Genomic DNA, 26,014 nt, shown 5'->3' on the forward strand with positions numbered 1-26,014 from the left:
TTTTTTGTCCCGAGGAAAGCGAGGGGGTGATGGTGCGGACTCGAGATACGTGCGCAGTTCGGCACGGTGCTCTATGCGCCCGGTGTGTAGTGACCGGGGACCATCCGGGTGGACACCCCGAAGCGGTTGAACGCGTTGATCGTCGCGATCGCGGCGATGAGGTGGGACAGCTCGGTCTCGTCGAACTCGGCCGCCGCCTTCGCGTACACCTCGTCCGGAACGAATCCCTCGGTGAGCACGGTGATCGCCTCGGTCAGTTCGATCGCCGCGATCTCCTTCGCCGTGAAGAAGTGCTTCGACTCCGTCCACGCGTTGAGCTGGATGATCCGCTCCGCCGATTCACCGGCCGCCAGTGCGTCCTTGCTGTGCATGTCCAGGCAGAAGGCGCAGTGGTTGATCTGGGACGCGCGGATCTTGACCAGGTTGAGCAACGTCGTCTCGACGCCGTTCCGCACGGCGGTGTCGAGACGAATCATGGCCTTGTAGACGTCGGGAGCAAGCTTGATCCAGTCCACGCGCTGTGCGTGTTCTGGGAGGTAGTTCGTGTCGTCCTGCGCGCTGTTCGTCGTCACGTCCGTGACGCTACGTGCCCGGTACTGCTCGAATCTGGGTCATTCCCACGACGGATTCCTGGGCCAATTCTGCTTGCCGCCGCCCGTCACCGCGTTCCGACGGACTCCTCCAGGTGAGCCAGTGCGGCGGCGCCCTCGTCGGCGACGAAGACCAACTCGGCCAAGGGCACCGGCAGGAAGCCCTCCTTCTCCATCCGCTGGAGCTGGAGTGTCAACCCGTCGTAGAAGCCCGCCGTGTTCAGTAGGACAACCGGCTTGTTGTGCAGTTTGTGCTTCTTCAGCTCGAGCACCTCGGTCGCCTCGTCCAGCGTGCCCAGACCGCCTGCCAGCACCACGACCGCGTCCGATCCGGCCAGCAGCAGCGCCTTCCGTTCTGCGAGATCCTTGGCGATCACCATCTCGTCGGCGTCCTTCCTGGCCCAGTCCCGGAGAAAGCTGACCGAGATCCCGACGAGCCGCCCTCCGGACTCCCGTACTCCGTCGGCGACGACCTTCATCAGCCCGGTATCCGATCCGCCCCACACCAGGGTGTGGCCGCCCTTGCCGATGCGCTCGGCGAACTCCCTGGCCGGCCGCGTGTAGCGCTCGTCGAGATCTGCACCGGAGAGGAAAACACAGATATTCACACGTGAACTATAAGATCTGAGAAGAGCACAACGATGCGTGGCCAACGGATCGATCGGGGTTCACGGAACAAAAGGTCCGAGGCCGCCGACGATCGGCGCGCTCACACCCCGAGCCAGGTGAGCACGGCCATGACGCGGCGGTGATCGTCGCCGGACGGGGGCAGCCCGAGCTTGGTGAAGATCGAGGAGATGTGCTTCTCGACGGCACCCTGGGTGATCACGAGGGTGCGGCCGATCGCGGTGTTCGTGCGGCCCTCGGCCATGAGTCCCAGCACCTCGCGCTCGCGGGGGGACAGTGTGGAGAGCGGGTCGCGGCGGCGGCGGTGCGCGAACAACGCCGAGACGACCTCGGGGTCGAGCACCGTGCCGCCGTCGACCACACGCTCGAGCGCGTCGGACAGGTCGGCGAGCTTCGCCACCCGGTCCTTGAGCAGATAGCCGACGCCCCCGCCCGCGGTGAGCAGGTCGGAGGCGTAGGACTCCTCGACGTACTGCGACAGCACGAGGATCGCCGTGCCCGGCACCGTCCGGCGCACCTCGAGGGAGGCACGCAGCCCCTCGTCGGTGAACGTCGGTGGCATCCGGACGTCGACGACGGCGACGTCGGGCCGATGCTCGTGAACGGCCTCGACCAGCGCCGTGCCGTCCCCGACCGCCGCCACCACGGACGCCCCTGCCTCGTCGAGGAGCCGGACCAGCCCCTCCCTCAGCAGGAGCGAGTCCTCCGCCAGCACCACACGCACCTAATGACCCTCCCTCGATGTTCGCTCCCCCAGGCCGGCGAGCGGGATCTCGGCGGTGAGCACCGTGGGGCCGCCCGCCGGGCTCACGACGTCCAGCGCGCCCTCGACGGTGGCGAGCCGGTCGGCCAGCCCGGCGAGGCCGTGGCCTTTGCCGAGGTGGGCGCCGCCGCGTCCGTCGTCACGCACCTGGACGAGCACCCGCTCGGCGTCGGCACTCACCTGCACGGTGCACAGCGTGGCCTGTGCGTGTTTCGCGACGTTCGTGAGGGCCTCGGTCACCACGAAGTAGGCCGTGTTCTCGACGGCAGGGGCGAGCCGTTCGCGCTGCGGCAGCGCCACGTCGAGGGAGACCTGCACCGGGCACCGGGCGGCAGCAGCAGCGAGCGCCGGCCCGAGCCCACGGTCGGCGAGGATCGGCGGGGCGATTCCGCGGGAGAGGGCGCGCAGCTCACCCAGTGCCTCCCGGCTCTGCTCCAGTGCCTCGGCGACGAGGGGGCGTGCCTTGTCCGGGTCGTCGTCGAGGCGGCGGGCGACCGCTTCGAGATCCATGTTGAGCCGGACCAGGCGCTGCTGCGGGCCGTCGTGGATGTCGCGCTCCAGCCGCCGCAGCGTCTGCGCCTCGGCCTGCACGGCGGCGCGCCTGCTCGTCTCCAGTTGGGCGGCGCGAGCGCGCAGCGCGGCGGTCTGGTTGGTGAGCAGGCCCCGGGCGAGACCGGCACGCGCGGCGACGAGGCCACGCACCACGAGCGGCGAGGTCGCCAGCATCACCGCGCCGAGCACCGTGTTGACCGCGATCTCCCCGGTCCGGCCCTGGTCACCGGTCAGCAGCCAGTACAGCCCGCCGCCCTCGCTGTCATCGGGCAGGGACCACTGCCAGGTGACGTACAGCAGCCCGCCCAGCCCGCCCACGGTCCATGCGACGGTGATGACGAACGTCGCAATCCGCACCGGGAAGGCGACCACGGCGTGCAGCATGTCCCGCCACGACTGCGGTTCGAGCAGCGCACGGAACAGCCGTCCGATTCCCCGGCCCCGCGGCTCCCGGTAGTGATGCGGAGGCAGGGCCCGGCCGGTGGCCCACTCGGTGGATCGCCGTTCGACCACCGCGAGCCCGCGCGCTGCCCGCAGCGTCAGTACCAGCACGGGTAGTCCGATCCAGATGACGAAGGTCCCCAGGCCGACCGAGAACCCGGCGATTGCGACGACGAACGCGACGATGCCCACCGGGAGCCCGCTGAGGAGATAGCCGATGCCCCGCCAGAACCTGCTGATGCCTACGGCCCCCGTGGCGGGCGACGGCGCCGTGACGTACTCCACTCCGGTCATGCGCCTACCCTCGCCCCCCGTGGTCGCCGGCCCCAGCCGGTGCACCTCCGCAGGGAGGGTAGGGCCAACCCGACATTCTGCGCGCCCGAGATCCGGCGCGGAACCGATCTCCGGCGCCCTAGGCTCGGTCACATGGTTGAGGACGTGTGGTCGACGGTGGACGACTACTTCGGACAGTTGCTGCTCGGACGCGATCCGGTGCTCGACTCCGCGCTGGAGGCCAACACAGCCGGTGGCCTGCCACCGATCGACGTCTCCCCGCACCAGGGCAAGATGCTGCACCTGCTGGCGCGCTCGATCGGCGCGCGGCGGATCCTCGAGGTCGGCACCCTGGGCGGCTACTCGACGATCTGGCTGGCCCGTGCTCTCCCGCCGGACGGGCGGCTGATCACGTGCGAGATCGACCCCAAGCACGCCGAGGTCGCCCGGTCGAACCTGGCCGAGGCCGGACTCGCCGGCGTCGCTGAGGTGCGGGTCGGGCCCGCCGCCGACACTCTCGCCGCTCTGGACCCCACAGCGGACGGCCCCTTCGACCTCGCGTTCATCGACGCCGACAAGGCATCCAACGCCGTGTACTTCGAGCAGGCCCTGCGGCTGTCCCGACCGGGCTCCATGATCATCGTTGACAACGTCGTGCGCAACGGCCGCGTGGCCGACGCCGGAAGCGATGACCCTTCGGTCGTCGGCACCCGCCTGCTCGCCGAGGCCGTCGCACGGGAGGAACGGGTGAGCGCCACCGTCATCCAGACGGTGGGCACGAAGGGGTACGACGGCTTCCTGCTCGCGCTGGTGCACTAACTCGCCCTCTGACTTGCATGACGACAGCCAGTTCGCTTACCCTCGACCCGGCTAGCTTTCATTGTGCATGTCAAAACTGCGAGGTGAGAACGCATGACAGACACAGCGACGGCGACCCATGCCGTGCGCAGGCTCTCGGTGCCGCTCGGGCTGCCCTACGCCGAGGCCATCAGCCGGTTCGAGGACTTGCTGCCGGTCATCGACCTCGAGCGGTTCACGGCGCTCGAGAACTGGGACGACGTCGTGCGGCTCGCCGGCCGTACGGCGCCGCTCGGCCTCATGCGCTTCTGGGCGCTCGACGCGCCGTCGCTCATGGTGGGCGGCCGGGCATCGTGGGACTGCGCCGAGTACCTCGTGGGCAACCACGTGATCGCGGAGCGGATGTACCGCTACGACCCGGTGGCCATGATGTACGCCCCGCTGCGGTTCCTGATCTACGCCGACCCGTCGGGTGAGGCGGTCTGCGTCTTCGACCAGCCGAGCACGCAGTTCGACAGCCTCGGACGGGCAGAGATCTCGGCCGTCGGGCGGGAGTTGGACCGCAAGGTCGCCACCCTGCTGACCACCCTTGGCGCCACACCGCCTGCCGACCTCGCCGGCTGACCGGAGATCCCGTCCCACCGTCGCTCCCCGTCGTCGCGGGCCGTTAGCGTGGCCCTGGGCGACGAACGACGGGAGATCGACGTGGAGCCTTCCGACCTGGCCGACGTGCTGTCCGCGGTGCGCACGTTCATCCGCAAGGAGGTCGTGCCGCTGGAGGAACAGATCGACGCCGAGGACGCCATCCCCGAGCGGATCATCGCGACCTGCAAGGAGATGGGCCTCTACGGCTTCGCGATCCCGCAGGAGTACGGCGGCCTCGGGATGACGCTCGTGGAGGAGGCACAGCTCGCGTTCGAGCTGGGTTGGACCACCCCGGCGCTGCGCTCGCTCTTCGGCACCAACAACGGCATCGCCGGTCAGGTGCTGCTCGTGGGCGGTACCGACGAGCAGAAGAAGACCTGGCTGCCACGGCTCGCGTCGGGCGAGGTGACGGCGTCGTTCGGTCTCACCGAGGCCGACGCGGGCTCCGACCCGTCCGGGCTCGTCACCGCGGCCCGGCGCGACGGCACCGGCTGGGTGATCAACGGCTCCAAGCGCTTCATCACGAACGCCCCGGTCGCCGACGTGATCATGGTGTTCGCCCGCACCAACCCCGACGCCGCAGGCAACCGCGGGATCTCGACGTTCCTGGTGCCGGCCGGCACGCCCGGGCTCACGATCGGCCCGAAGGACCACAAGATGGGCCAGTTCGGTGCGTGGACCGCCGACGTCCACCTCGACGACGTGCGCGTCCCGGCCGAGGCGCTCGTCGGCGGCGAGGCCGGACTCGACCAGGGGTTCCGGACCGCCACGAAGTGCCTGGCGCACGGCCGCGCCCACATCGCCGCGCTGTGCGTCGGGATGGCCGGGAGGCTGGTGCACGAGTCGGTGGAGTTCGCGAAGACCCGCCAGCAGGGTGGCCGGCCCATCGCGTCCTACCAACTGATCCAGGGCCTGATCGCCGACTCGATCACCGACCACTATGCGGGCCGCGCACTCGTGCTCGACGTCGCCCGCGCCTACGACGCCGGCACCGACAAGGTCCAGGGCCCCTCGGCGGCGAAGTACTTCGCCAGCGAGATGGTGGGCCGGGTGGCCGACCGCGCGGTGCAGGTGCACGGCGGAGCCGGGTACCTCCGCGGCGTCGCGGTGGAGCGCTTCTACCGCGACGCCCGGCTGTTCCGGATCTACGAGGGCACCTCGCAGATCCAGCAGGTGATCATCGCCCGCCTGGCACTCGGGGCGGCTGCCCGCGGCTGAGGTGGGGCGGGCGGCTCAGCTGACCTTCAGTTCGGTCGTGCGGCCCGTCATGCGCAGCACGACCAGCACCACCACCCCGACCGCCAGCCACACCAGCCCACCGATCTTCGCGTTGGCATCGGCGTTCACCAGCACATACCCGATGATCACGAAGCCGAGCAGCGGCACGATCAGATGCAACCCGTAGGTCCGCTGCCGCTGCTTGATCAGATACCACGCCGCGACCGAGACGTGCAGCAGCAGGAACGAGAACAACGCACCGAAGTTCACCAGTGACGACAACAACCCGATCTGCCCCACGAAGAACAACCCGAGCACCAGACTCACCACCGAGACCAGCAACACCGCCCGCTCCGGCACCCGCCGGGTCGGGTGCACATGGGCGAGGAACCGCGGCAACTGCCGGTCACGGGCCATCGAGAACAACAACCGCGATGTGGCCGCCTGCGCCACCAGCGCGTTGGCGATCGCCGACCCCAACGCGACGGCGATGGCGACCACCACCTTGAACCACGCCCCGCCCACCAGATCCGCCACCGTGTAGAACGCCTCGTTGGTGGCGGTCTCACCGGCGAACTCGGTCTGGCCCGGCAGCAGCAGCGCCGCGAGGTAGGTCTGCACGATGAACAACGCGGCCACCATCGCGAGTGCGATCACGGTCGCTCGCCCGACTACGCGGGCTCCGCCCTTGGTCTCCTCGGCCATCGTGCTGATCGCGTCGAAGCCGAGAAACGACAACACCGCCACCGACAAGGCCGCGAAGATCAGGCTGGGCTGGAACACCTCGGGGTTGAAGAACGGCGTGAACGTCCAGCTCGCCCCGTTCACCCCGCGGGAGATCGCCACCACCGCCAACACCACGAACAACGCCAGCACCAACAGCTCGCCGACCAGGAAGATCTTGTTCGTCCGCGCGGTGGTCTCGATCCCGCGCAGGTTGACCACCGTGTTGATGACCACGAACAGGATCACCCACACCGCCTGTGGCACCGCGGGTAGCACCGAACCCAGCGCCGCCGCGCCGGTCACATACAGCAGGGTGGGCACCAGCAGGTAGTCCAGCAGGATCGCCCAGCCCGCCAGGAACCCCGCCGCCGGATGCAGGCCGCGCCCGGCGTAGGCGTACACCGAACCCGAGATCGGGAACGCCCGCGACATCTCCCGATAGCTCAACGCCGTGAAGATCATCGCAACGAAACCGATGACATAGGTCAGCGGCACCATGCCCAGCGACGCGTTGAACACCACACCGAAGATCGCGAACGGCGCGATCGGCACCATGAACACCAGCCCGTAGACCAGCAGGTCTCGCAGGGTCAGGCTGCGCCGCAGCTCCTGCTGGTAGCCGAACTCGCGCAGCTCGCCGTCCTCGGCGGCCTCGCTGACGGGACGCTCGGTGGTCATCGAGCCACCCGCTCGTCCACGGTGGCCAGGAAGCCCGCGAGCAGGGTCATGAAGTCGTCTCGCTCCTCGACGTGGGGCAGGTGGCTGGACTCCGGGAGGACGTCCCAGCGGACATCAGGAATGGCGTCCGCGAACGGCTGGACGCATGCGGGGGTCGCCTCGTCGTGCGCACCGGAGATGAGCTGGGTGGGCACGGCGATCCGGTCGAGCCGGTCGATGATCGACCAGCTCCGGAGCGTCCCGAGGACGTGGAACTCGTTGGGCCCGTTCATCGTGCCGTAGACCGTGGGGTCGGTCTCGAGGGCGGCGAAGCTGGCCGTCACCTCTGGCGGGTTGGGCACCACCCGGCACACGTGCCGGTCGTAGAAGACCTGCACCGCTTTCAGGTAGTCGGGGTGGTCATAGGTCTCGTCCGCCTCGTGGGCGAGCAGCGTGGCCTGCGCCTCGGGGGGCAGCAGGGCGCGCAGCCGGTTGGCCTCGGCCACCCACAGCTCCATCGACGCGGGCGAGTCGGCGATCGTCAGGCTGCGTAGCCCGGCCGGGCGCCGAACCGCGTGCTCGGCGCCGAGCATGCCGCCCCACGACTGCCCGAGCAGGTGGTAGTCGTCCGTGATCCCCAGCGACTCCAGCAGGTTGTCGAGCTCGGCGAGGAACAGCTCGACGGTCCAGAAGTCGGCGCCCTCCTCCGGGAGGTGGGTGGACCGGCCGTTCCCCAGCTGGTCGTAGTGGATCACCGCCCGGCCGGTGCGCTCGGCCAGATCCGCCATCGTCAGCAGGTAGTCATGGGTGCAGCCGGGGCCGCCGTGCAGCGTGACGAGTGGGGTCCGGTCCGGGCGGAGCTCGCCCGTGATCCGGTACCAGGTCTCGTACTCGCCGAACGGGACGATGCCCTCTCGGTCGGCAGCAACGAGGGCGCGGGGAGCAGTCACGATGAATCGCCTCCGGAAGTCCGCGAGATCATGACTCTCAATTGGTACTCCTACAAGCACCATTTAGATATCGAGGTGGGATGATTCGGACATGACGCCCGATTCGGCAGGCGGATCCGCCTGGCTCGGTCCGCTGCGGGCAGGACGAAGCGTCGACGCCGTCACCGACCGACTGGTCACCGCCATCGCCGTGGGCGACTTCTCGCCGGGTGAGCGCCTGCCGCCGGAACGGGAGCTGGCCACACTTCTCGGGGTGGGCCGCGCAACCTTGCGCGATGCGCTCGCGCGCCTGCGCGACGCCGGCTACATCGTGACGCGCCGCGGCCGCAACGGCGGCGCCGTCGTACTGGAGGGCTGGGGACGACTGAGCGACGACGCGGTGCGCCGCACCCTCGTGCCCGCCTGGGACGAGCTCGTGGAGCTGTCCGACCTACGCTGCCTCGTCGAGTCGGTGATCGCGCGTACGGCGGCCGAACGCCGCACACCTGCCCACCTCGCCGTGATGCGGGCCGCGCTCGCCGAGCACGAAGGCGCCCGTGACGCCGTGACCGCCCGGCGGTCGGACCACGACCTTCACCAGGCGGTGCTGGACGCCGCCGGCAACCGCCACCTGGCGCGGCTCTCCCGCGAGCTGTTGGCCCGAATGAACGTCGGCCTGGCGATCGAACCGGTCACCGAGGAGCTCCGGAAACGCGCGGCGCCCCAGCACCGCGCGCTCGTCGACGCGATCGCCGAGGGCGACCCGGAACGGGCGGGAGCGATCGCGCGGGTGCACTTCACGATCACCCACGACGCACTGCGGCACGCCGTCGAGCGCCTGGCGCGGCGCCGCCCCTGCCCGGGGGGATCTCACTCTGACGAAAGCACCGTCTCGGCGTCCGCCACGCGATGACCGCCCCGCCCGCGCTACACGACCTCGACGTTCGCCATCATCCCCTTGTCGGCGTGATTGAGAATGTGGCAGTGGTAGACGAACTTCCCGGTGAAATCCCGGAACGGGATGCGAATCACGGTCTCCCCGAAAGCCGGCACGTTGACGGTGTCCTGAAAACTGACAGCGTCGTACGGCACGCCGTTGATCGACATCACCTGGAAATCGTTGACGTGAATGTGGAACGGGTGCTGCTGCTTGTCCTGGTTCTTGATGGTCCAGTCCTCGACGGCGCCGAGCTTCACCTGCTGGTCGATGCGCGCCTCGTCGTACATCCGGCCGTCGACCATGAAATGCCCGGTGGCCTGGTCCTTGGCGAAGGTGATGGTGCGGGAGTTGTCCACCTTCGTCGTGGAGAGATCGTACGGCGCAACCACTTGCGCAGGTATCGCGGCAGGCGTTCGGGGCGACGGCACAACAGTGAGCGTGGCCAGCGGGGCTTCGGGGTACTGGTCGCCCTGCTGGTCGTACGCGAGCGTTCCCAAGATGTGATCACCGGGCTCGCCGCCCTGGACGAGCACATCGAATCGGGTGCCTGGGGGCATCACGATCGAGTCCTTGCTGTCCACCCGCCACACCGGATTGCCGTCGACGGCCAGCACATGGAAGGGGTGCCCGTCGAGTTGCACCTGGTAATAGATGTCCGCGCCGATGTTGGCCAGCCGCCACAGTTGCGTCTCGCCGGCTTCGATCTCGAGCGACGGGTTGATGGCGCCGTTGACCGTCCTGGTCGTCGGCGCGTTGCTGTCGATGTTCTCGGTGAGGATGGCTCCGTTGACGGCCTGGAAGTCCTTGAGAACAACCGTCCGCTCCTCGATACCGCGAAGCTCCGGTGGCAGCTTGTCCGTCAGTCCGTCGACGATGAGGAGGGCCGCCAGGCCACCGAACACCTGTTTCTCGGTGTAAGGGTGCGCGTGCGTGTGGTACCAGAACGTCCCCGACGGATGGTTCTGCGGAACCTCGACGACGTAGTTCTGAGTCTGCCCCTGATGGATCATGATGAAGACGTTGTCGGAAACGCCGGACGGCGAGACGTGCATACCGTGGAAGTGGATGTTCGTCATCTCAGGCAGGTTGTTGGTAACGGCAAGCTCGAGCCGCTCCCCAGGACGCAGGCGCAGGGTCGGGCCGACGAAGGAGCCGTTGTAGACGGTGCCCACAATCTGCTGGCCGCCGATGTCGACCGGTTGGCGGGTCACCGTCACCGCCGCCGACAGAACACCGTTCTTGCTGACGATCTGCTCCGGCTCCGGATACCTCTCAGCCATGACGGAAACCGGAGCCGACTGGCATCCGGTCGCAGCGGTCGCAGCGCCCACACCCACCAGCAGGATGAACTGTCGACGATCGATCCGTGGCGGCCGGCCGCTCTCGGTCAACGGCATTGATCGATCCTCTCTCCCATGGACAAGGTGGTATTACCACGCAACGGACCGATCGAAGAAGCTTCGGGCCGCGTGTTGCGGGCAGCACACCCCCCACGTGAATCGACCGAACTCTCGCATAGCGGCAGTCCATAAGCCACGGGCGAGCGACGCCCACCGATCTTGTTCAGCGTCCCCTGATCGAATCCAGCACGCTCGTGGTGTCCACGACCTCGACGAGCGGTGCGTAGAGGCCGAGCACGTGCAGGGCCGCGGCGTGGCTGCGGTCGTCGACACCGGCGCAGGCATCCGCCACCACCCGGACCGGCACGCCCGCATCCGCCGCGGCGACCGCCGTGGACAGCACGCAGCAGTCGGTGGACACCCCGGCGAGCACGAGCACGTCCGGCCCGACGCGGGAGGCCAGTTCGGGACCCCACTTGGAAAATGTCGTGGCGTCGAGGGTCGGATCGGGGCCGGCGAAATCGGGCACCAGCTCGTACAGCGGCGCACCGGGCGGCACCAGCGCGAAGGGCCAGCGCGCGTAGTACTCGCTCCACGCCCCGGCTGGTTCTGCGGGTGCCACGAACCGCGTGAACGTCACCTTCGGTGCAAGCGCCTGAGCCAGCACCCTGATCCGCGGCACGATCTCGGCGAACCGCGGCGTGGCCCACGCGCTTGCGGGGTCACCGAACACCCGCTGCATGTCGATCACCGCCAGATGGGCCTTCACGACGTGCGGGTCTCCTGGGCACGCACGGCGGACCGGGTGCCGATCAGCGCGGCCACGAAGGACAGCACCAGCGCCACCAGCACGCCGAGGTTGGCGCCCGCCCACGCCCCGTCCCGTCCGCCGAGGCCCAGCGGACCGAGCAGGTATCCCTGCCAGTCCAGCCAGCCCGCGGCGCTGTTCGTGACCAGGCCCCAGCCGAGCACGGTGCCCACGAGCACCACCGCGATCGGGAACGGCCGGACGTCCCCGTAGCGGCCGGACGGCGAGTACAGGTCGGCCTCGGCGTAGTCCCGGCGGCGCAGCGCGATGTCGGCGAGCATCACCCCGCACCACGCCGCGATCGGCACTCCGAGGGTGATGAGGAAGCCGGTGAACTCGCCGAGGAACTCCCCCGCGAAGAAAACGACGTACACGGTGCCGATCACCATGATCACGCCGTCGATCAGCGCGGCCACGTAGCGGGGCGCGCGCAGGCCGACCGCGAGCAGCGCCAGCCCCGACGAGTAGATGTCCAGCACCGCGCCGCCGACGAGACCTAGCACCGCCACCACAACGAAGGGGACGAGGAACCAGGTGGGCAGGGCGGCGGCCAGCGCCCCGATGGGGTCGGCCGCGATGGCCTCGCTGAGCTCGGTGGACGAGCCGGCCAGCAGCAGGCCGAACACGAACAGCAGGACGGGTGCGAGCGCGCCGCCGAACGTCGTCCAGGCCACGACCCCGCGACCCGAGGAGCTGCGCGGGAGGTACCGGGAGTAGTCCGCGGCGGCGTTCGTCCAGCCCAGGCCGAAGCCGGTCATGAGGAGCACCACCGCTCCGAGCACGTTCTGCCCCGATCCGGCCGGCAGCGCCGTGACCGTGGACAGCTGTACGTGCCCGGCGACGAGCACGATGTAGACGACGGTGAGCACCGCTGTGACGACCGTGATGACGGTCTGCAGCCGGATGATCAAGTGGTAGCCGAGCACGCCGGCCAGCACGATCAGAGCCGCCACCACGACCAGTGCGATCACCATCGTCGACGTGCCACCGCCCCAGCCGAGCCTGCGGACCACCGTGGCGGTGGCCAGGGTGGCGAGGACCGTGAGCACGGTCTCCCAGCCGACCATCAGCAGCCAGGAGATGGCGGCGGGCAGACGGTTGCCGCGCACCCCGAACGCAGCGCGGCTGAGCACCATCGTCGGTGCGGAGCCGCGCTTGCCCGCGAGTGCGATGAAGCCGCAGATCAGGAACGAGAGGACGATCCCGAGCACGCCGGCGACCACCGCTTGGGCGAACGAGATGCCGAACCCGAAGGCGAACGCCCCGTAGCTCAGCGCGAGCACGGAGACGTTGGCGCCGAACCACGGCCAGAAGAGCTGGTGCGGCTTGCTCGTGCGTTCCTCGTCGGCGACGACGTTGATGCCGTTGCCCTCCACCCGCAGGACGCTCGCCCTGGCGTCCTGAACGGCGGCCGACGGGCTGCCGTCCTCCTGCGTCACCACGGCGCCTCCCGGCATCTTCGCTCTCCGCGCGCACCGTAGGTCGATCATTGCGCTATGCGGGAGCGGCGGTGATCGGGATCACGCCCGCGGACATGCCAGAGCCCTGGTCGGCGACGGCCGGCCAGGGCTCTGAACAGGTCAGTGCTTGCGGGTCAGTGCTCGGACGGCCTGATGTGGTACTCGAACACCAGGCCACCAGCAGCGAGCAGCACCACGATGACACCGATGACGATCAGCCACGCGTAGAAGAACGCGAGCCCGACTCCGAGGATGGCGGCCGCCCCGGCCACCGTGATGGGCCAGTAGCTCCCCGGGGAGAAGAAGCCGACATCGCCCGCACCGTCGGAGACCTCCGCGTCCGGGTTGTCCTCCGGACGCGCCTCCAGCCGCCGCGAGACGAACCGGAAGTACGTGCCGATGATCAGCGACAGGCCGCCGGTGAGGAACAGCCCGACCACGCCGACGACCTCACGGGTGAGCACCGTGTAGACGATGCCGGCGATGAAGAAGAAGACCGTGATGATCTCGAAGATGCGGGATTCGACCTTCATGGCGTGTCTCTCAGCTCCCCGAGGGCGGCTCGGACGCCGAACGCTGCGTGCGGTCGGTGGTGAACGGGTAGGTGGTGGTGGCCTGGGGCGCGCACAGCTCCCCGCAGTTGAGGGCGCCGAGCGCCTCGCCCGCCGTGTACGGAGCGCCCGTGGCCGGGTTGACCTGCTCACGCAACGTGACCCACCGGTCGAACAGGTCCGGAGGAAGGGCCCTGACCTCGAAGTTCATCATCGCGTGGTACGCGCCACAGAGCTCGGCGCAGCGCCCGACGAACGCACCCGTGCGGTCGATCTTGTCGATCTGCCAGACGTTGTCCTGGTCGTTCTGCTTCGGGTCCGGGAAGACGTCCCGCTTGAACAGGAACTCCGGCACGAAGAAGCTGTGGATCACGTCGGTGGACTGCTGCGTGAACTGGATGCGCCGGTCGGTGGGCAGCACCAGCAGGGGAATCACCTCGGAGCTGCCCTGCGTGCTGATCGGCCGGCCGCTCGCGCCCTTGTCGTCGGGGTAGTCGAAGCGCCAGTTCCACTGGAACGCCGTGACGTCCACCCGCAGGTCGGGGTTGGGCAGGTCCCGGTCGACGTAGTTCTGCACGTTGACGGTGAAGCCGAACAGCACCGCGACGATGATCGTCGGGATGACGGTGAAGACGATCTCGATCGGCAGGTTGTACTGCGTCTGCCGCGGCGGGGTGTCGTCGTCGCCCTTGCGCTTGCGGTGGAAGATGATCGCCCAGAACATCGCGCCCCAGGTGATCACGCCCACGATGAGCGCGGCGACCGCGGACCAGGTCCACAGGTTTCGCATCGCCTCCGCCTGCGGGGTGACGCCCACCGGCCAGCCGAAGCGCAGTACCTCGTCCACCGAGCAACCCGTGGTGAGCGGGATGACCAGCGCGGCCAGAGCGACCAGCTTCGCCACCCGACCGCGACCCGGGAGCCCGGACCAACGGGGCTCTCTCCCGCGCTGTGCTCGGCCCACTGCGCGCCGCCTCCAAACCCGTCGTCTTCCGTCGGCCGCCGGGTACCCCGGCTGGGCGCGCCTTCACGCCTTCGACCTCGCGTAGAGACTAGCCGAGCAAACCCTCCATCCGGGGGTCGGGTCGGCACGGGCGGTGCGGCGCGCCGTCGGCATACTTGCTCGCTGTGTGTGGACTGCTGGGACTGCTGACCGCCAGGGCCGACGCCGCTGGGCGCACCGGGTCGATCGCCGGGGCGCTGCGCTGTGCGCGCCACCGCGGCCCCGATGAGAGCGGTACCTGGAACGACGCCGAAGTGGTCTTCGGATTCAACCGGCTGTCGGTGATCGACGTCGAGCACTCCCACCAGCCGTTGCACTGGAGTCCGGACCACGGGCCGAACCCCCGGTACTCGATCGTCTTCAACGGCGAGATCTACAACTACCTGGAACTACGCGACGAGCTCCGGCAGCAGTACGGCGTCACGTTCACCACTCAGGGTGACACCGAGGCGATCGTCGCGGCGTACCACTACTGGGGCCCGGCCGCCGTCGGCAGGCTGCGCGGGATGTTCGCGTTCCTCATCTGGGACGCCCACCAGCGGGTGCTGTTCGGAGCGCGCGACCCGTTCGGCATCAAACCGCTGTTCATGGCCACCGGGCCGGCGGGCGTAGCGTTCGGGAGCGAGAAGAAGAGCCTGCTGGAGCTCGCACCCTCCCTCGGGCTCGGGAACCCCGCCGCCGACCTCGACCCCGCGGCCCTGCACCACTACCTGCTGATGCAGTACGTGCCGGAGCCCGCCACCCTGCACCGCTCGATCCGGCGCGTGGAGTCCGGCACCCACTTCACGGTCCGGCCCGGCGGCGAGGTGGAGCAGGAGCGCTACTTCACACCGACGTTCCACTCCGGTGCCGCCGGCGGGTCGTCCGCCCTGCACTCGCGGATCGCCGACGTGCTCAGCGACAGCGTCGCCAAGCACATGCGCGCCGACGTCACGGTCGGCGCGTTCCTGTCCGGCGGTATCGACTCCACCGCGATCGCCGCGCTGGCCAAACAGCACAACCCGAACCTGATCACCTTCACCACGGGCTTCGAGCGCGAGGGCTACTCCGAGGTGGACGTGGCGGCCGAGTCGGCTGCGGCGATCGGCGTGCGGCACGTCGTCCGCACGGTCAAACCGGACGAGATGATGGCCGCGTTGCCGCTCATCGTCTGGTACCTCGACGACCCGGTGGCCGACCCGGCGCTCGTACCGCTCTGGTTCATCGCGCGGGAGGCGCGCCAGCACGTCAAGGTCGTGCTGTCCGGGGAGGGCGCCGACGAGCTCTTCGGCGGCTACACGATCTACCGCGAGCCGCTGTCGCTCGCCCCGTTCGAGAAGGTGCCCGGTGCCGTGCGCGGGCTGCTCGGCCGGGCATCCACCCGACTGCCCGAGGGCATGCGGGGCAAGGACCTGCTGCGCCGCGGTGCGCTCCCGCTGGAGCAGCGCTACTACGGCAACGCCCGGATCTTCCGGGACGACCAGCTGGCCGGCGTCCTGCGCCAGTACGACCCGCGCCGCTCGCACACCGACATCACGGCTGCCCACTACCGCGACTCGCAGGAGTGGGACCCGGTGTCCCGGATGCAGCACGTCGACCTGTTCACCTGGCTGCGCGGCGACATCCTCGTCAAGGCCGACAAGATGACGATGGCCAACTCGCTCGAGCTGCGGGTGCCGTTCCTCGACCCCGAGGTCTTCGCCGTGGCGTCCGGGCTGCCGCTGTCGGAGAAGCTCGCCGAGGGCACCACCAAGTACGCGCTGCGCAGGGCACTGCAGGGCATCGTCCCCCCGCACGTGCTGCACCGGCGCAAGCTCGGCTTCCCGGTGCCGATCCGGCTGTGGCTGCGCGACGAGATGTACCTCTGGGCGCGCGACATCATCCGCGACTCGCAGGCCGACCACCTCGTCGACCTCGCCGCCGTCCAACGCATGCTCGACGCCCACCGCGAGGGTCCGATCGACCACAGCCGCCGCATCTGGACGCTGCTGGTGTTCCTGCTCTGGCACGGCATCTTCGTGGAGCAGCGCATCCGGCCGGAGGTTCCGGAGCCGGCCTACCCGGTGCGCCTCTGAGCGGTGTGACGGAACGGACCCGGGCGGCGGCTCGGATCTCGTTACGTTCGAGGGCATGCTCTCCGTGCCGTTGTCCGCGATGGACCTGTCGTGGGTGGAGCGGGGACGTGGGGCACGCCACGCCCTCACCAGCACCGTCGAGCTGGCCCGCCGGGTGGAGAAGTTCGGCTATCGCCGGTTCTGGGTCGCCGAACACCACAGCTCGGCCTCGTCGGCCAGTGCCGCCCCGGCCGTCCTGATCGGGCAGATCACCGCCGCCACGTCCGGAATCCGGGTCGGCTCGGGCGGTGTGATGCTGAACAACCACGCGCCCCTCGCCGTCGCCGAGCAGTTCGCCACGCTCGACGCCCTGCATCCCGGCCGGGTCGACCTGGGGATCGGCCGTGGACCGGGGACGCGGAACGCCGCAGCCATCCGTTCACTGCGGCGAGGCGACCCGGACACCGACGGTGACGACTACGAACAGCACGTCCGCGACCTGCTCGGGTTCATCGCGCAGGACACCGCCGAGCCGGCCGTCACGGTGCTCCCGGAGTTCGAGAGCGCTACCGCACCCTGGCTGCTGTCCTCGTCCACGGCCGGTGCCGCCCTCGCCGCGGAGCTGGGCCTTCCGTTGGCGTTCGCCCACCACCTGCGCCCCGACAACACCGACGCCGCCATCGCCGTCTACCGGGAGAATTTCCGGCCGTCGCGATGGGCGTCCCGGAGCTATGTGCTGCTGGCGGTACACACCATCTGCGCCGACACGGACGGCAGGGCCGACGAGCTGGCCCGGCCCGCCTACCTGTGGCGAGCCCGTCTCGCCACCGGGAAGTCCGGCTCGCTGCTCCCGCGGGCGGAGGCCGCGGGGTACGCGTTCACGGCGGAGGAACAGCAGTTCGTGGACGGCTACCGGACGAATCAGGTGCTGGGTGATCCGGACTCCGTGACCCGGAAGCTGACCGATCTCGCCGAACGGACCGGGGCGGACGAGCTGATGCTCCTCACCCCCGTGTACGACATCGAGGACCGGGCTCGATCCTTCGAACTGGTGGCCGCACGGGCCGGCACCGCAGCGGCCGCTTCGGGCGGGTAGCCCTGCGCATACCTCTACGTCACGCCGGTCGGTTCAGCTCGGCGGCAAGGCCGGCGAGTCGGGGCAGGACGGCGTCGCGCCAGCCTGGCCCCATGCGATCGAAGGCGACACGTTCGCGCCCGTCGTCGAGGTCGAACCCGGAGTGTTCGAGCAGGAGGCGGGTGCCGTTGCCTTCGGCGACCAGGCGCCAGGTGAGAGTCCAGTTGGCGAAGGTGTAGACGAGCCGCTCATGGGGTTCGACCTCCAGCACCTCGCAGGGCTGCGGGCCGTAGCCGGGCATCTGCAGGTGGAATCGGTGGCCGACGACGGCGGCGATGTCGCTGGGCACCCACCAGCGGGCGAGCAGTTCGGGGTCGGTCAGGCCGCGCCAGACCTTCTCCGGGGGTGCAGCGATGAACTGGTCGACCTCGATGGCGGCGCTGCGGGTCTCGGTCACGGCGTTTCCTCGTCCTCCATGATGTCGGCGAGAGCGCGCAGACGCTCACGCCAGATCCGTTCGAACGGATGCAGCCAGTCGCTGAGCTGTTCGAGCGGTTGCGGGGTCAGGTGGTAGTGCCGTTGGCGTCCGATCGGCTCGTCACGGACGAGGTCGGCACGCCGCAGCACCTGCAGGTGCTCGGCGACGGCAGGTCGACTCAGGTCGAACTGCCCAGCGAGGTCACCGGCGGTGCGAGGTCCGTCGGCGAGAAGTTCCAGCAGCCGCCGGCGTACCGGGTTGGCCAAGGCGAGGAACACGGCGTCGTCGGACACGTCCCAAGATTACGTCGGGAATTTCCGACACGTCAAGTATTTCCGACGCTTTCAGGGCGGGCACGGATGACAAGGCGTACCGCGAGCACGGCGACGGCAGGGCGCGCGCGGCTGGTTCGGGTTCGCATGGCGAAGCCGATCCAGCGGGTGAACGTGCTCACCCGGTTGCGGCGAGCTGCTCCCTGCCCACGTTCACCGCAGCAGGGGCGGGGTCGGGGTCAGGCAGGCAGAACCCGCTCGATCTCGGTGGCGGCGTCGGGGCCGTAGGCATCGCGCAGCCGCTCCAGGGCGTGCGCGCGGTCCCACACCCACTCCTGCGGGCCGTCGGTCTCGAGCACCTGCACGGCGACGAGCGAGCCGAGCTGCGCGGCCCGCTCCATGGACAGCCCGCCCGCCTCGGCGGCGAGGAACCCGGCGCGGAAGGCGTCGCCCACGCCCGTGGGGTCGACCTTGCTGGTCTCCGGGACGACGCCGACCTTGAGCGTCTCCCGCCCGTAGATCTCCACGCCCTTCTCGCCGTGCGTGGTGACCCGGATGTCGATCTTCTCCGCGACCTGCGCCTCGGTCCAGCCGGTCTTCTTGAGCAGGAGCTCCCACTCGTAGTCGTTGGTGAGCAGGTAGCGGGCGCCCTCGACGAGCCTGCGGATCTCCGGGCCCTCCATGCGTGCCAGCTGCTGGCTCGGGTCAGCCGCGAAGGGCAGCCCCAGCTCACGGCACTCGTCGGTGTGGCGCAGCATGGCGTCGGGGTCGTTGGCCCCGATGAGCACGAGCTCCACCCGGCCGACGAGCGGGGCGAGGGAGATCTCGCGGGAACGGGCCATGGCGCCGGTGTAGAAGGACGCGAGCTGGCGCATGTCGTCGTCGGTGGTGCAGACGAAGCGGGCGGTGTTGACGTCCTCGCAGACGAGCACGGCGGAGCAATCCACACCGTTGGCCTCGAGCCGGGCGCGGTACTCGCCGAAGTCGGCGCCCACGGCGCCCACCAGCAGAGGCGACTGGCCCAGCACCCCGAGCGCGTAGGCGATGTTGCCCGCCACCCCGCCCGGGCGGATCACCATGTCGTCGACCAGGAAGCTCAGGGAGAGCCGGTCGAGCTGGTCAGCGACCAGTTGATCGACGAACAAGCCCGGGAAGTGCATGAGCTGGTCGGTGGCAATGGATCCGGTGACGGCAATAGGCACGATCAGGAACCCTACCGGGCCCGCTACGCAACGAACCCCGGCTGGGGAGCCAAAAGCTCCTAGCCGGGGTTCGTGGTCCGGCACAACGTGCCGGACGAAACCGTCAGTTGAACGAGTCGCCGCAGGCGCACGAACCGCCCGCGTTGGGGTTGTCGATCGTGAAGCCCTGCTTCTCGATGCTGTCGACGAAGTCGATCACGGCGCCCTGCAGGTAGGGCGCGCTCATGCGGTCGACGCCGACCTTGAGGCCGTGGAAGTCGCGGAACAGGTCGCCGTCCAGCGACCGGTCGTCGAAGAACAGCTGGTAGCGCAGGCCGGCGCAACCACCCGGCTGAACGGCGATGCGCAGGTGCATGTCGTCGCGGCCCTCCTGGTCGAGCAGGGCCTTCGCCTTGGCGGCGGCGGTGTCGGTCAGCTCGACGCCGTGCGTCTCGGTGACGACATCGGTCGTGTTATCGACGGTCATGGCTCTCCCAACAACGATCGGGGCGGTGCTGTTCCGGCGATGCCGGTCCGGGATGTTCCGGTTTCTACCTTCATAGTAGGCCCTTGCGCAGTGGTGGGCCCCCCGCCACGAACGGGGTGACCCCGGCCACTTTCAGCGGCTCCACTGGGCGGCGACACGCTCCGCGAGCGCGGCCAGCGTGCCCGCGGGGTCGGCCATCGACTCCTCCACACCACCGGCGTCCTCGGCCACCGAGTACGCCGACTCGACGCCCACGGCCGCCGCCTCCCGACGGCCGACGGACACCTGGCCCGCCATCACGATGCAGGGCACCCCGCGCTCGGCCGCCCCCTTCGCCACGGCGGTGATGAGCTTCCCGCGCAGCGACTGCCAGTCGAAACTCCCCTCCCCCGTGATGGCGAGCTGGGCCTTGTCGAGCTCCGCGTCGAGACCGACGAGCTCGCGCACCAGGCCGGCTCCGGACACGCGGCCTGCGCCGCAGGCCAGCAACGCTGCCCCGAGGCCGCCCGCCGCGCCCGCTCCCGGCTCGTCCCGCACGTCGGTGCCGAGGCCGGCAGCCAAGACGTCGGCGAAACGGGCCAGTGCGGCGTCGAGCTCGGCGACGGTGGCGTCGTCGGCCCCCTTCTGCGGCCCGAAGACAGCGGCGGCGCCGTGCTCACCGAGCAGCGGGTTGTCGACGTCGGCCGCAGCGACCAGCCGCACCCCGCCGAGCTCGGGCCGGCCATCCAGGCGCGCGCTGCGGGCCAGCGCCGCGCCCCCGGGCGGGAGAGGCTTCCCAGCGTCGTCGACGGTCACCGCGCCGAGGGCAGCCAGCATCCCTGCGCCGCCGTCGGTGGTGGCCGAGCCGCCCAGCCCGATGACCACCTCGGTGACGCCGGCGTCCCTGGCCGACGCCACGAGCTCCCCGACGCCCCGCGTGGTGACGGTGCGGGCGGTCTCGGGAACGCGCCGGTCGCGCGGCACGAAGTGCAGGCCGCACGCCGCCGCCGACTCCAGGTAGGCGGTGGAGCCGATCCGTAGCCAGCGGGCGTGCACCGGGTCACCGAACGGGCCGGTGACGTCGAGCTCGTGCCACTCTCCGCCGAGGGCGGTGTACAGCACCTCGACGAAACCGGTGCCGCCGTCGGCCAGCGGGAGCAACCGCAGATCGTCGTCCGGCGCGCTGCGCCGCCAACCCGCCGCGATCGCGTCGGCCGCGGCCGTCGCGCTCAAGGTTCCGCCGAAGGAGTCGGGAGCCACAACCACTCGCATGCCCGGCACCGTATCGCCCGTATGGTTACAGCCGTGAGGTTCCTGCGCCGCTCAACACCGTCCGCCGTCAGCGCGGACGCTCCCGACACCGACGCCACGCAGGGCCCCGGGGAAAACGGCCGCACCGCCGGCAAGGGCCGGCCCACGCCGAAGCGCCGCGAGGCGGAGACCCGGCGCCGTGGCCCTGCCCCACCCCCGCCCCGCACCCAGCGCGAGGCCTCCCGGTTGGCCCGGGCCAACCGGCCCGACAAGGACCAGCGCCGCCGCGACGCCGCCGAGCGGCGCGAGCGCATGGCCGCGGGCGACGAGCGGTACCTCATGCCGCGGGACCGCGGACCGGTGAAGGCCTACGTCCGCGACGTCGTGGACTCCCGCCCGCACATCATGGGCCTCTTCATGCCGCTCGCGGTGATCGTGGTGCTGTCGCTGCTCGTGCCGTTCCCCGCGGCGCAGCAGTACCTCAGCCTGTTCAGCCTGATCGCGCTCTCCGTGATGGTCGTCGAGGGGATCTTCCTCGGCGTCACGGTCACCCGGAAGGCGCGCGCGAAGTTCCCGAACGAGACGATCAGCCCGCTGTCGGTCGGCTGGTACGCCTTCACACGCGCGAGCCAGCTGCGCAAGTTGCGGATGCCGAAGCCACGCGTGCAGCGGGGCGCCAACCCCTAGTGTCGTGGAAACGGGGTTCCTTGCCCGGATCCGGTGTCCAGGCGGATGCATCGCAAGGCGGAGGAGGCGCCGATACCGCTGTTGTATCGGGGCCGACGACAACGCCGCGAGGCGCCGCCTGGGCGCCGGAGGCGGGTAAGACGACCTCGTTTCCACGGCACTAGGTCCGCCTGCGGCGGCACCCCGCGGCGGGGCGGTTCAGGCCTCGTGCAGGCTCATCGGGCCGTAGACCTCGTGGTCGTCGTCCAGGAGCGTGACGGCGTCGACGCCCGTCTCGCGCAGCAGTTGCCATTCGGCCGAGAACCAGTCCTCGGCCTGCTGCTGATCCTCGAACTGCTCGTCCGGCCCGTCGACCTGGTCGCCGGCCGCGTTCAGGTACCGCCACCGGAATGCCATGGTGGTCAGGTTAGCGTGGCGCGTGGTCACCGGACGTCGCACGCTCGTGCTCGGTGGCACGCGGTCGGGCAAGTCGCGCTATGCCGAGGACCTGCTACCCGCCGACGCCCCCGTCCGCTACGTGGCCACTGCGCGGCGCCGCGAGGACGACGCCGAGTGGTCGGCCCGGATCGACGCGCACCGCGCCCGCCGGCCCGACGGCTGGACCACGGTGGAGGATCCCGACCTCCCCCGGCTGGTGCGGGCGGGAGGCGGTCCGCTGCTGGTGGACGACATGGCGACGTGGCTGACAGGTCTGCTGGACGACTCCAGCGCGTGGGAGTCCGCGCAGGTCCCGCCGGCCGTCGGCGCCGAGGTGGCCGACCTGGTGGACGCCGTGGCCGCCTGTCCCGGCCGACTCGTGCTGGTCTCCGCCGAGGTCGGGCTGGGTGTCGTACCGCCGACCCGGGCCGGGCGGCTGTTCCGCGACGAGCTGGGCGCCGCCAACGCAGCGCTCGCCGCGGTGTGCGACGAGGTGCTGCTGCTGGTGGCCGGTCTGCCGCTGCGACTCAAGTAGGCCCCGCGGCGGGCTTCGGGTGTTCTGCGCTGTTGGATGGGGACGTGGACCTGCCTGCCGTCACCGCCCCGGACGTCGACGCCCGCCGAGCAGCAGTCGCCCGGTACGCCGAGCTCGCGGTCGCCGACGGCGCCCTCGGCCGCCTCGCCGAGCTGGGTGTGTGGCTCGCCGCGGCGCAGGGCGTCTGCCCGCCCCGCCCGCCCGCCCGGCCGCGGGTCGTCGTCATCGCGGCCGACCACGGCATCGCCGCGGCGGGAGTGTCGGCCCATGCCGGCGACGCCACGGTGCGGCAGGTGGCCGCGGTGCGCGAGAGCACCGCCCCGGTCGCCGTGCTGGCCCCCGTCGCCGGGGTCTCGGTGCGGGTCGTCGACGTCGGGCTCGACCACGACGCCGACACCGTCGACCGCTACCGGGTGCGCCGCGGCTCCGGGCGCATCGACCGCGAGGACGCGCTCACCGCCGAGGAGGCCGACCGTGCCTTCCGGATCGGGCGGGCGCTGGCCGACGAGGAGGTGGACGCCGGGGCCGACCTGCTCCTGCCCGCCTCGATCGGCGTCGGTGCCACCACCGCAGCCTCTGTGCTGGTGGCCGCCCTGACCGGTACCGAGCCCGTCGCCGTCGTCGGGCGCGGTAGCGGCATCGACGACAACGCCTGGATGCGCAAGGCCGCGGCCGTCCGCGACGCGCTGCGCCGCACCCGGGAGCACACCCGTGACCCGCTGGCGCTGCTGCGCGTCGGCGGCGGCTCCGACCTCGCCGCGCTCACCGGGTTCTGCCTGCAAGCCTCCCTGCGCCGCACGCCGGTGCTGCTCGACGGGCTCGTGGTGGGCACGGGTGCGCTGCTGGCGGAAGAGCTCGCGCCCGGCGCCCGCGAGTGGTGGCTGGTGGCCCAGCGCTCGCCCGAACCGGCGATGACGCTCGCCGTCGAGCACATGGGCCTGACGCCGGTGCTCGACCTGGGCATCCGGGTGGGCGACGGCACGGGCGCCACCACCGTCGTCCCGCTGCTGCAGATGGCGGCACGGCTGCTCGCCGAGACCGCGACGGCCGCGGATCTCGGCCTCACGTGACCATGCCCGCCGCGAGTCGCCCGTTCCACGAGCGCGAGTCGCCGGGTTCCGAGCTTGCGTGCGCCGGGCCCAGGACGTGACGTGAAGGGCTTGGCGCTGGCGCTGAGCTGGCTCACCGTGCTGCCGGTGCGGACGGACGCGCCGGCGGCGCCGGTCGCCGCGGCAGCGATCCGGTGGGCTCCGATCGTCGGCGCGCTGCTCGGTGCCGTGGCCGGCGGGGTCCTGCTGGGCCTGACCGCGCTCGGGGTGCCCGGCCTCGCCGCCGGGCTACTCAGCGTCGGGTTCCTGGCCGTGGCCACGCGTGGGATGCACGTGGACGGGCTCGCCGACACCGCCGACGGCCTGGGCTGCTTCGGCCCGCCCGAGCGCGCTCTCGCCGTGATGCGCGACGGCGGTGCGGGGCCGTTCGCGGTGGTCACGCTGCTGGTGGCCCTGGGCGCCCAGGCCTCGGCGCTGGCCGCCCTCGCGCCGCGCGGTGTCGCCGCCCTCGCCGCCGTAGCGCTCGCGTGCACGGCGGGCCGGGCGGCGTTCGCCTGGGTGTGCCGGCGCGGAGTCCCCGCGGCCCGCCCCGGCGGACTCGGGTCCACGGTCGCCGGCTCTCAACCGTGGTGGATGGCCCCGGCCTGGTGGATCGTGCTCGCCGTCGCCGGTTTCCTGGGGTGGGGATGGCGGGGCCTGGTGGCGATCGGCGTCGGTGCCCTCCTCGTGGTGGTCCTGTCGCGGCACACGGCCCGCCGCTTCGGCGGCATGACCGGCGACGTGCTCGGCGCGGCGAGCGAGGTGGCCACCACCGCGGCGCTGGTGCTGCTCGCGACGGGAGGACCGACGAGCTGGTGAGCGCCGGGCCAGGTATCGGCGAGAGACCGCCGACGCTCCCGAAAACTCGCTCCGCGTCCGCTTGCCCCCGAAACCCCTCCTTGGGCCGGGCCCGGAAAATCGGTGGCGGGCGAGGGTGCCTGCACTGATACCGTGCGGGCGATCGCGACCCGGCCGTTGGAGGTGAGACCCATGCTCGTTGTACGCACGTGGGTGCTCCCCTCTCCGTCACGATCGGGCGATTGACGTAGGTGTCGCCAGGAGCGCCTCTCACCAGGCACTTCTGAGAGGGCAAACCTATGGACTCTGTGCATTTCAGCGCGGGCGCACCTCCGACCGTCGGCACGCACGCGGTGATCACCCGGGTCGACGACCTGCTGTGGCGGGCCGTGGAGGACGACCGGGTGATCGGCCACGGCGAGGCTTCCCGGCGACCCGACGGCCGGGTCTTCCTCAGCATCGACACGTGGCACGGCGCGGTCTTCGACCGGCTCGCGACCGCGATGGTGGCGGACCTGCCGATCCCGCTGCACACGATGGTCGACGAGGCCGACCACGACCTCACGGCCCGCTGGGAGCGGGCAGGCCTCACCGTTCGGCGCCGGGAACGGGAGTACCTCGTGGCCACCGACCCGCTGGTCACCGGGCTCGACACCGCGCCGGCGCCGTCGGACGTGACGATCCTCGGCCTCGGTGCGGCGCGGGAGCCCGCGCTTAGCGAGGTGTACGAGGCGGTCCGCGCCGAGGTCGACGCCCGCGTGGGCTGGGACTCGATGCCGGTCGAGGTGCCCCACCGGCCGGACGGGGCTCCCATGGACCCGTCGAAGCACGCGGTGGCCGAGGCCGCCGATCGGTACGTGGGGCTGGTCCGGGTGGTGGCGCGCCGCCGGCACGCGCGGATCGGGTTGGTCGCGGTCCGCGAGGGTCTGCGCCGCCGCGGCATCGCCCGGGCGATGCTGGCCGAGGTGCTCGGTGCGCTGCACCGCGGCGGGGTCGAGGCGGCGTCGGCCGAGGTGGACGAGCGCAACAGCGCGGCGACGGCGCTGTTCGAGGGCATCGGCGCGCAGCGCGTGAGCAGCGCCGTGGAAATGGTGCGTGGCGTATGACGAAGACAGCAGGAGCCATCGAGGTCGAGGGCACCGTCGTCGACTGTCTGCCCAACGCCACCTTCAGGGTGGAGCTCGAGAACGGGCACAAGGTGCTCGCGCACATCAGCGGGAAGATCCGGAAGCACTACATCAAGATCGTGCTGCTCGACCGGGTACTCGTCGAGCTCAGCCCGTACGACCTGAACCGGGGCCGGATCCTGTTCCGGTACCGGACGTAGCGCCGGGCCTGATCCGATCGCGGTACCGGCGGCCGGGCGGCCGCCGGTACCGCGCGTTCACGCCGAGCCGGGCACAGACAGTGGC

Annotated in this window: 29 protein-coding genes; 12 read left to right on the forward strand and 17 right to left on the reverse strand. The window is 70.6% G+C overall.

Annotated elements, in window-relative coordinates:
• Positions 1-71 precede the first annotated feature (71 nt).
• The 4 genes from ABD743_RS00425 to ABD743_RS00440 all read right to left on the reverse strand — a co-directional run bounded on the left by ABD743_RS00425 (position 72) and on the right by ABD743_RS00440 (position 3,267).
• Positions 72-572: a carboxymuconolactone decarboxylase family protein gene (locus tag ABD743_RS00425; protein ID WP_344717569.1), complete on the reverse strand. Its 501-nt coding sequence runs from the start codon at positions 570-572 to the stop codon at positions 72-74.
• Positions 573-658: 86 nt separating this feature from the next.
• Entirely contained in the window at positions 659-1,198 is a 540-nt protein-coding gene (locus ABD743_RS00430; RefSeq protein ID WP_344717571.1) for an LOG family protein, read from the reverse strand.
• Between the two features lie 101 nt (positions 1,199-1,299).
• Positions 1,300-1,941 carry a response regulator transcription factor gene (locus ABD743_RS00435; RefSeq protein ID WP_344717573.1) on the reverse strand — a complete coding sequence of 214 codons (642 nt, stop codon included), beginning with the start codon at positions 1,939-1,941 and terminating at the stop codon, positions 1,300-1,302.
• The gene (locus tag ABD743_RS00440; RefSeq protein WP_344717575.1) at positions 1,942-3,267 is read right to left on the reverse strand and encodes a sensor histidine kinase; all 1,326 of its coding nucleotides are present in this window, start codon (positions 3,265-3,267) and stop codon (positions 1,942-1,944) included.
• Between the two features lie 132 nt (positions 3,268-3,399).
• On the opposite strand from ABD743_RS00440, the gene ABD743_RS00445 reads away from it, so the two are divergent.
• From ABD743_RS00445 to ABD743_RS00455, 3 genes are all read left to right on the forward strand, one after another.
• A complete protein-coding gene (locus ABD743_RS00445; RefSeq protein WP_344717577.1) occupies positions 3,400-4,065 on the forward strand; it encodes an O-methyltransferase in 666 nt (221 codons plus the stop codon).
• Between the two features lie 93 nt (positions 4,066-4,158).
• Positions 4,159-4,668, forward strand: a complete 510-nt coding sequence (locus tag ABD743_RS00450) for a DUF302 domain-containing protein (protein WP_344717579.1) — start codon at positions 4,159-4,161, stop codon at positions 4,666-4,668.
• 81 nt (positions 4,669-4,749) lie between these two features.
• On the forward strand, positions 4,750-5,907 hold the full coding sequence (locus ABD743_RS00455; protein WP_344717581.1) for an acyl-CoA dehydrogenase family protein: 1,158 nt from the start codon (positions 4,750-4,752) through the stop codon (positions 5,905-5,907).
• A gap of 15 nt (positions 5,908-5,922) precedes the next feature.
• Here ABD743_RS00455 and ABD743_RS00460 read toward each other — a convergent pair whose 3' ends face one another.
• Both ABD743_RS00460 and ABD743_RS00465 read right to left on the reverse strand, forming a co-directional pair.
• A complete protein-coding gene (locus tag ABD743_RS00460) occupies positions 5,923-7,311 on the reverse strand; it encodes an APC family permease (protein ID WP_344717582.1) in 1,389 nt (462 codons plus the stop codon).
• Positions 7,308-8,240 (reverse strand): proline iminopeptidase-family hydrolase, encoded by a 933-nt coding sequence (locus ABD743_RS00465; protein ID WP_344717583.1) that lies wholly within the window; start codon positions 8,238-8,240, stop codon positions 7,308-7,310. Before ABD743_RS00465 ends, ABD743_RS00460 begins: the two co-directional genes overlap by 4 nt.
• A gap of 91 nt (positions 8,241-8,331) precedes the next feature.
• Between ABD743_RS00465 and ABD743_RS00470 the strand changes: the two genes are divergently transcribed.
• Positions 8,332-9,132: a FadR/GntR family transcriptional regulator gene (locus ABD743_RS00470; RefSeq protein ID WP_344717585.1), complete on the forward strand. Its 801-nt coding sequence runs from the start codon at positions 8,332-8,334 to the stop codon at positions 9,130-9,132.
• Between the two features lie 14 nt (positions 9,133-9,146).
• On the opposite strand, the gene ABD743_RS00475 is transcribed toward ABD743_RS00470, so the two are convergent.
• The 5 genes from ABD743_RS00475 to ctaC form a co-directional block, all read right to left on the reverse strand.
• The gene (locus ABD743_RS00475) at positions 9,147-10,556 is read right to left on the reverse strand and encodes a multicopper oxidase family protein (RefSeq protein ID WP_344717587.1); all 1,410 of its coding nucleotides are present in this window, start codon (positions 10,554-10,556) and stop codon (positions 9,147-9,149) included.
• Between the two features lie 166 nt (positions 10,557-10,722).
• Positions 10,723-11,268 carry a cysteine hydrolase family protein gene (locus ABD743_RS00480; RefSeq protein WP_344717589.1) on the reverse strand — a complete coding sequence of 182 codons (546 nt, stop codon included), beginning with the start codon at positions 11,266-11,268 and terminating at the stop codon, positions 10,723-10,725.
• Positions 11,265-12,764 carry a purine-cytosine permease family protein gene (locus ABD743_RS00485; protein ID WP_344717591.1) on the reverse strand — a complete coding sequence of 500 codons (1,500 nt, stop codon included), beginning with the start codon at positions 12,762-12,764 and terminating at the stop codon, positions 11,265-11,267. The genes ABD743_RS00480 and ABD743_RS00485 overlap by 4 nt, the downstream gene beginning before the upstream one ends.
• Before the next feature lie 137 nt (positions 12,765-12,901).
• Positions 12,902-13,300 carry a cytochrome c oxidase subunit 4 gene (locus tag ABD743_RS00490; RefSeq protein ID WP_344717593.1) on the reverse strand — a complete coding sequence of 133 codons (399 nt, stop codon included), beginning with the start codon at positions 13,298-13,300 and terminating at the stop codon, positions 12,902-12,904.
• 10 nt (positions 13,301-13,310) lie between these two features.
• Positions 13,311-14,222 carry an aa3-type cytochrome oxidase subunit II gene (gene ctaC, locus ABD743_RS00495; protein WP_344717595.1) on the reverse strand — a complete coding sequence of 304 codons (912 nt, stop codon included), beginning with the start codon at positions 14,220-14,222 and terminating at the stop codon, positions 13,311-13,313.
• Positions 14,223-14,446: 224 nt separating this feature from the next.
• Here ctaC and asnB point away from each other — a divergent pair, with 224 nt between their 5' ends.
• Together asnB and ABD743_RS00505 are read left to right on the forward strand one after the other, a co-directional pair.
• Positions 14,447-16,375, forward strand: coding sequence for an asparagine synthase (glutamine-hydrolyzing) (gene asnB, locus ABD743_RS00500; RefSeq protein ID WP_344717597.1), 1,929 nt, complete (start codon positions 14,447-14,449; stop codon positions 16,373-16,375).
• Positions 16,376-16,430: 55 nt separating this feature from the next.
• Positions 16,431-17,450: an LLM class flavin-dependent oxidoreductase gene (locus ABD743_RS00505; RefSeq protein ID WP_344717599.1), complete on the forward strand. Its 1,020-nt coding sequence runs from the start codon at positions 16,431-16,433 to the stop codon at positions 17,448-17,450.
• Positions 17,451-17,469: 19 nt separating this feature from the next.
• Here ABD743_RS00505 and ABD743_RS00510 read toward each other — a convergent pair whose 3' ends face one another.
• The 5 genes from ABD743_RS00510 to ABD743_RS00530 all read right to left on the reverse strand — a co-directional run bounded on the left by ABD743_RS00510 (position 17,470) and on the right by ABD743_RS00530 (position 21,098).
• Positions 17,470-17,886, reverse strand: coding sequence for an SRPBCC family protein (locus tag ABD743_RS00510; protein WP_344717601.1), 417 nt, complete (start codon positions 17,884-17,886; stop codon positions 17,470-17,472).
• Positions 17,883-18,200 carry an ArsR/SmtB family transcription factor gene (locus ABD743_RS00515; protein ID WP_344717603.1) on the reverse strand — a complete coding sequence of 106 codons (318 nt, stop codon included), beginning with the start codon at positions 18,198-18,200 and terminating at the stop codon, positions 17,883-17,885. Before ABD743_RS00515 ends, ABD743_RS00510 begins: the two co-directional genes overlap by 4 nt.
• Positions 18,201-18,418: 218 nt before the next feature.
• The gene (locus ABD743_RS00520; protein ID WP_344718749.1) at positions 18,419-19,339 is read right to left on the reverse strand and encodes a carbohydrate kinase family protein; all 921 of its coding nucleotides are present in this window, start codon (positions 19,337-19,339) and stop codon (positions 18,419-18,421) included.
• Between the two features lie 145 nt (positions 19,340-19,484).
• The gene (locus tag ABD743_RS00525) at positions 19,485-19,847 is read right to left on the reverse strand and encodes a HesB/IscA family protein (protein ID WP_241042839.1); all 363 of its coding nucleotides are present in this window, start codon (positions 19,845-19,847) and stop codon (positions 19,485-19,487) included.
• Between the two features lie 132 nt (positions 19,848-19,979).
• Positions 19,980-21,098: a glycerate kinase family protein gene (locus ABD743_RS00530; protein WP_344717605.1), complete on the reverse strand. Its 1,119-nt coding sequence runs from the start codon at positions 21,096-21,098 to the stop codon at positions 19,980-19,982.
• 33 nt (positions 21,099-21,131) lie between these two features.
• Here ABD743_RS00530 and ABD743_RS00535 point away from each other — a divergent pair, with 33 nt between their 5' ends.
• Positions 21,132-21,764 (forward strand): DUF3043 domain-containing protein, encoded by a 633-nt coding sequence (locus ABD743_RS00535; protein WP_344717607.1) that lies wholly within the window; start codon positions 21,132-21,134, stop codon positions 21,762-21,764.
• Positions 21,765-21,962: 198 nt separating this feature from the next.
• Here ABD743_RS00535 and ABD743_RS00540 read toward each other — a convergent pair whose 3' ends face one another.
• Entirely contained in the window at positions 21,963-22,160 is a 198-nt protein-coding gene (locus tag ABD743_RS00540; protein WP_344717610.1) for a hypothetical protein, read from the reverse strand.
• A 22-nt stretch (positions 22,161-22,182) separates the two neighbouring features.
• Between ABD743_RS00540 and ABD743_RS00545 the strand changes: the two genes are divergently transcribed.
• From ABD743_RS00545 to infA, 5 genes are all read left to right on the forward strand, one after another.
• A complete protein-coding gene (locus ABD743_RS00545; protein ID WP_344717612.1) occupies positions 22,183-22,716 on the forward strand; it encodes a bifunctional adenosylcobinamide kinase/adenosylcobinamide-phosphate guanylyltransferase in 534 nt (177 codons plus the stop codon).
• Positions 22,717-22,760: 44 nt separating this feature from the next.
• Complete coding sequence (locus ABD743_RS00550) at positions 22,761-23,786, forward strand: nicotinate-nucleotide--dimethylbenzimidazole phosphoribosyltransferase (RefSeq protein ID WP_425566865.1); 1,026 nt, start codon at positions 22,761-22,763, stop codon at positions 23,784-23,786.
• A gap of 81 nt (positions 23,787-23,867) precedes the next feature.
• Positions 23,868-24,623, forward strand: coding sequence for an adenosylcobinamide-GDP ribazoletransferase (locus ABD743_RS00555; protein WP_344717614.1), 756 nt, complete (start codon positions 23,868-23,870; stop codon positions 24,621-24,623).
• Positions 24,624-24,901: 278 nt separating this feature from the next.
• Positions 24,902-25,708 carry a GNAT family N-acetyltransferase gene (locus tag ABD743_RS00560; RefSeq protein ID WP_344717616.1) on the forward strand — a complete coding sequence of 269 codons (807 nt, stop codon included), beginning with the start codon at positions 24,902-24,904 and terminating at the stop codon, positions 25,706-25,708.
• Positions 25,705-25,929 (forward strand): translation initiation factor IF-1, encoded by a 225-nt coding sequence (infA, locus tag ABD743_RS00565; protein WP_344717618.1) that lies wholly within the window; start codon positions 25,705-25,707, stop codon positions 25,927-25,929. The genes ABD743_RS00560 and infA overlap by 4 nt, the downstream gene beginning before the upstream one ends.
• Positions 25,930-26,014: the final 85 nt, after the last annotated feature.

The organism is Pseudonocardia yunnanensis, assembly GCF_039534065.1.
In the GTDB taxonomy this organism is placed as follows: Bacteria; Actinomycetota; Actinomycetes; order Mycobacteriales; family Pseudonocardiaceae; genus Pseudonocardia; species Pseudonocardia yunnanensis.

Bases quoted from the DNA above. Each gene is read 5' to 3' on its own strand.
- ABD743_RS00440 (WP_344717575.1), bottom strand. From the start codon at position 3,267: ATGACCGGAGTGGAGTACGTCACGGCGCCGTCGCCCGCCACGGGGGCC.
- ABD743_RS00445 (WP_344717577.1), top strand. From the start codon at position 3,400: ATGGTTGAGGACGTGTGGTCGACGGTGGACGACTACTTCGGACAGTTG.
- ABD743_RS00450 (WP_344717579.1), top strand. From the start codon at position 4,159: ATGACAGACACAGCGACGGCGACCCATGCCGTGCGCAGGCTCTCGGTG.
- ABD743_RS00460 (WP_344717582.1), bottom strand. From the start codon at position 7,311: ATGACCACCGAGCGTCCCGTCAGCGAGGCCGCCGAGGACGGCGAGCTG.
- ABD743_RS00470 (WP_344717585.1), top strand. From the start codon at position 8,332: ATGACGCCCGATTCGGCAGGCGGATCCGCCTGGCTCGGTCCGCTGCGG.
- ABD743_RS00475 (WP_344717587.1), bottom strand. From the start codon at position 10,556: ATGCCGTTGACCGAGAGCGGCCGGCCGCCACGGATCGATCGTCGACAG.
- ABD743_RS00485 (WP_344717591.1), bottom strand. From the start codon at position 12,764: ATGCCGGGAGGCGCCGTGGTGACGCAGGAGGACGGCAGCCCGTCGGCC.
- ABD743_RS00490 (WP_344717593.1), bottom strand. From the start codon at position 13,300: ATGAAGGTCGAATCCCGCATCTTCGAGATCATCACGGTCTTCTTCTTC.
- ABD743_RS00505 (WP_344717599.1), top strand. From the start codon at position 16,431: ATGCTCTCCGTGCCGTTGTCCGCGATGGACCTGTCGTGGGTGGAGCGG.
- ABD743_RS00520 (WP_344718749.1), bottom strand. From the start codon at position 19,339: ATGCACTTCCCGGGCTTGTTCGTCGATCAACTGGTCGCTGACCAGCTC.
- ABD743_RS00525 (WP_241042839.1), bottom strand. From the start codon at position 19,847: ATGACCGTCGATAACACGACCGATGTCGTCACCGAGACGCACGGCGTC.
- ABD743_RS00530 (WP_344717605.1), bottom strand. From the start codon at position 21,098: ATGCGAGTGGTTGTGGCTCCCGACTCCTTCGGCGGAACCTTGAGCGCG.
- ABD743_RS00540 (WP_344717610.1), bottom strand. From the start codon at position 22,160: ATGGCATTCCGGTGGCGGTACCTGAACGCGGCCGGCGACCAGGTCGAC.
- ABD743_RS00560 (WP_344717616.1), top strand. From the start codon at position 24,902: ATGGACTCTGTGCATTTCAGCGCGGGCGCACCTCCGACCGTCGGCACG.
- infA (WP_344717618.1), top strand. From the start codon at position 25,705: ATGACGAAGACAGCAGGAGCCATCGAGGTCGAGGGCACCGTCGTCGAC.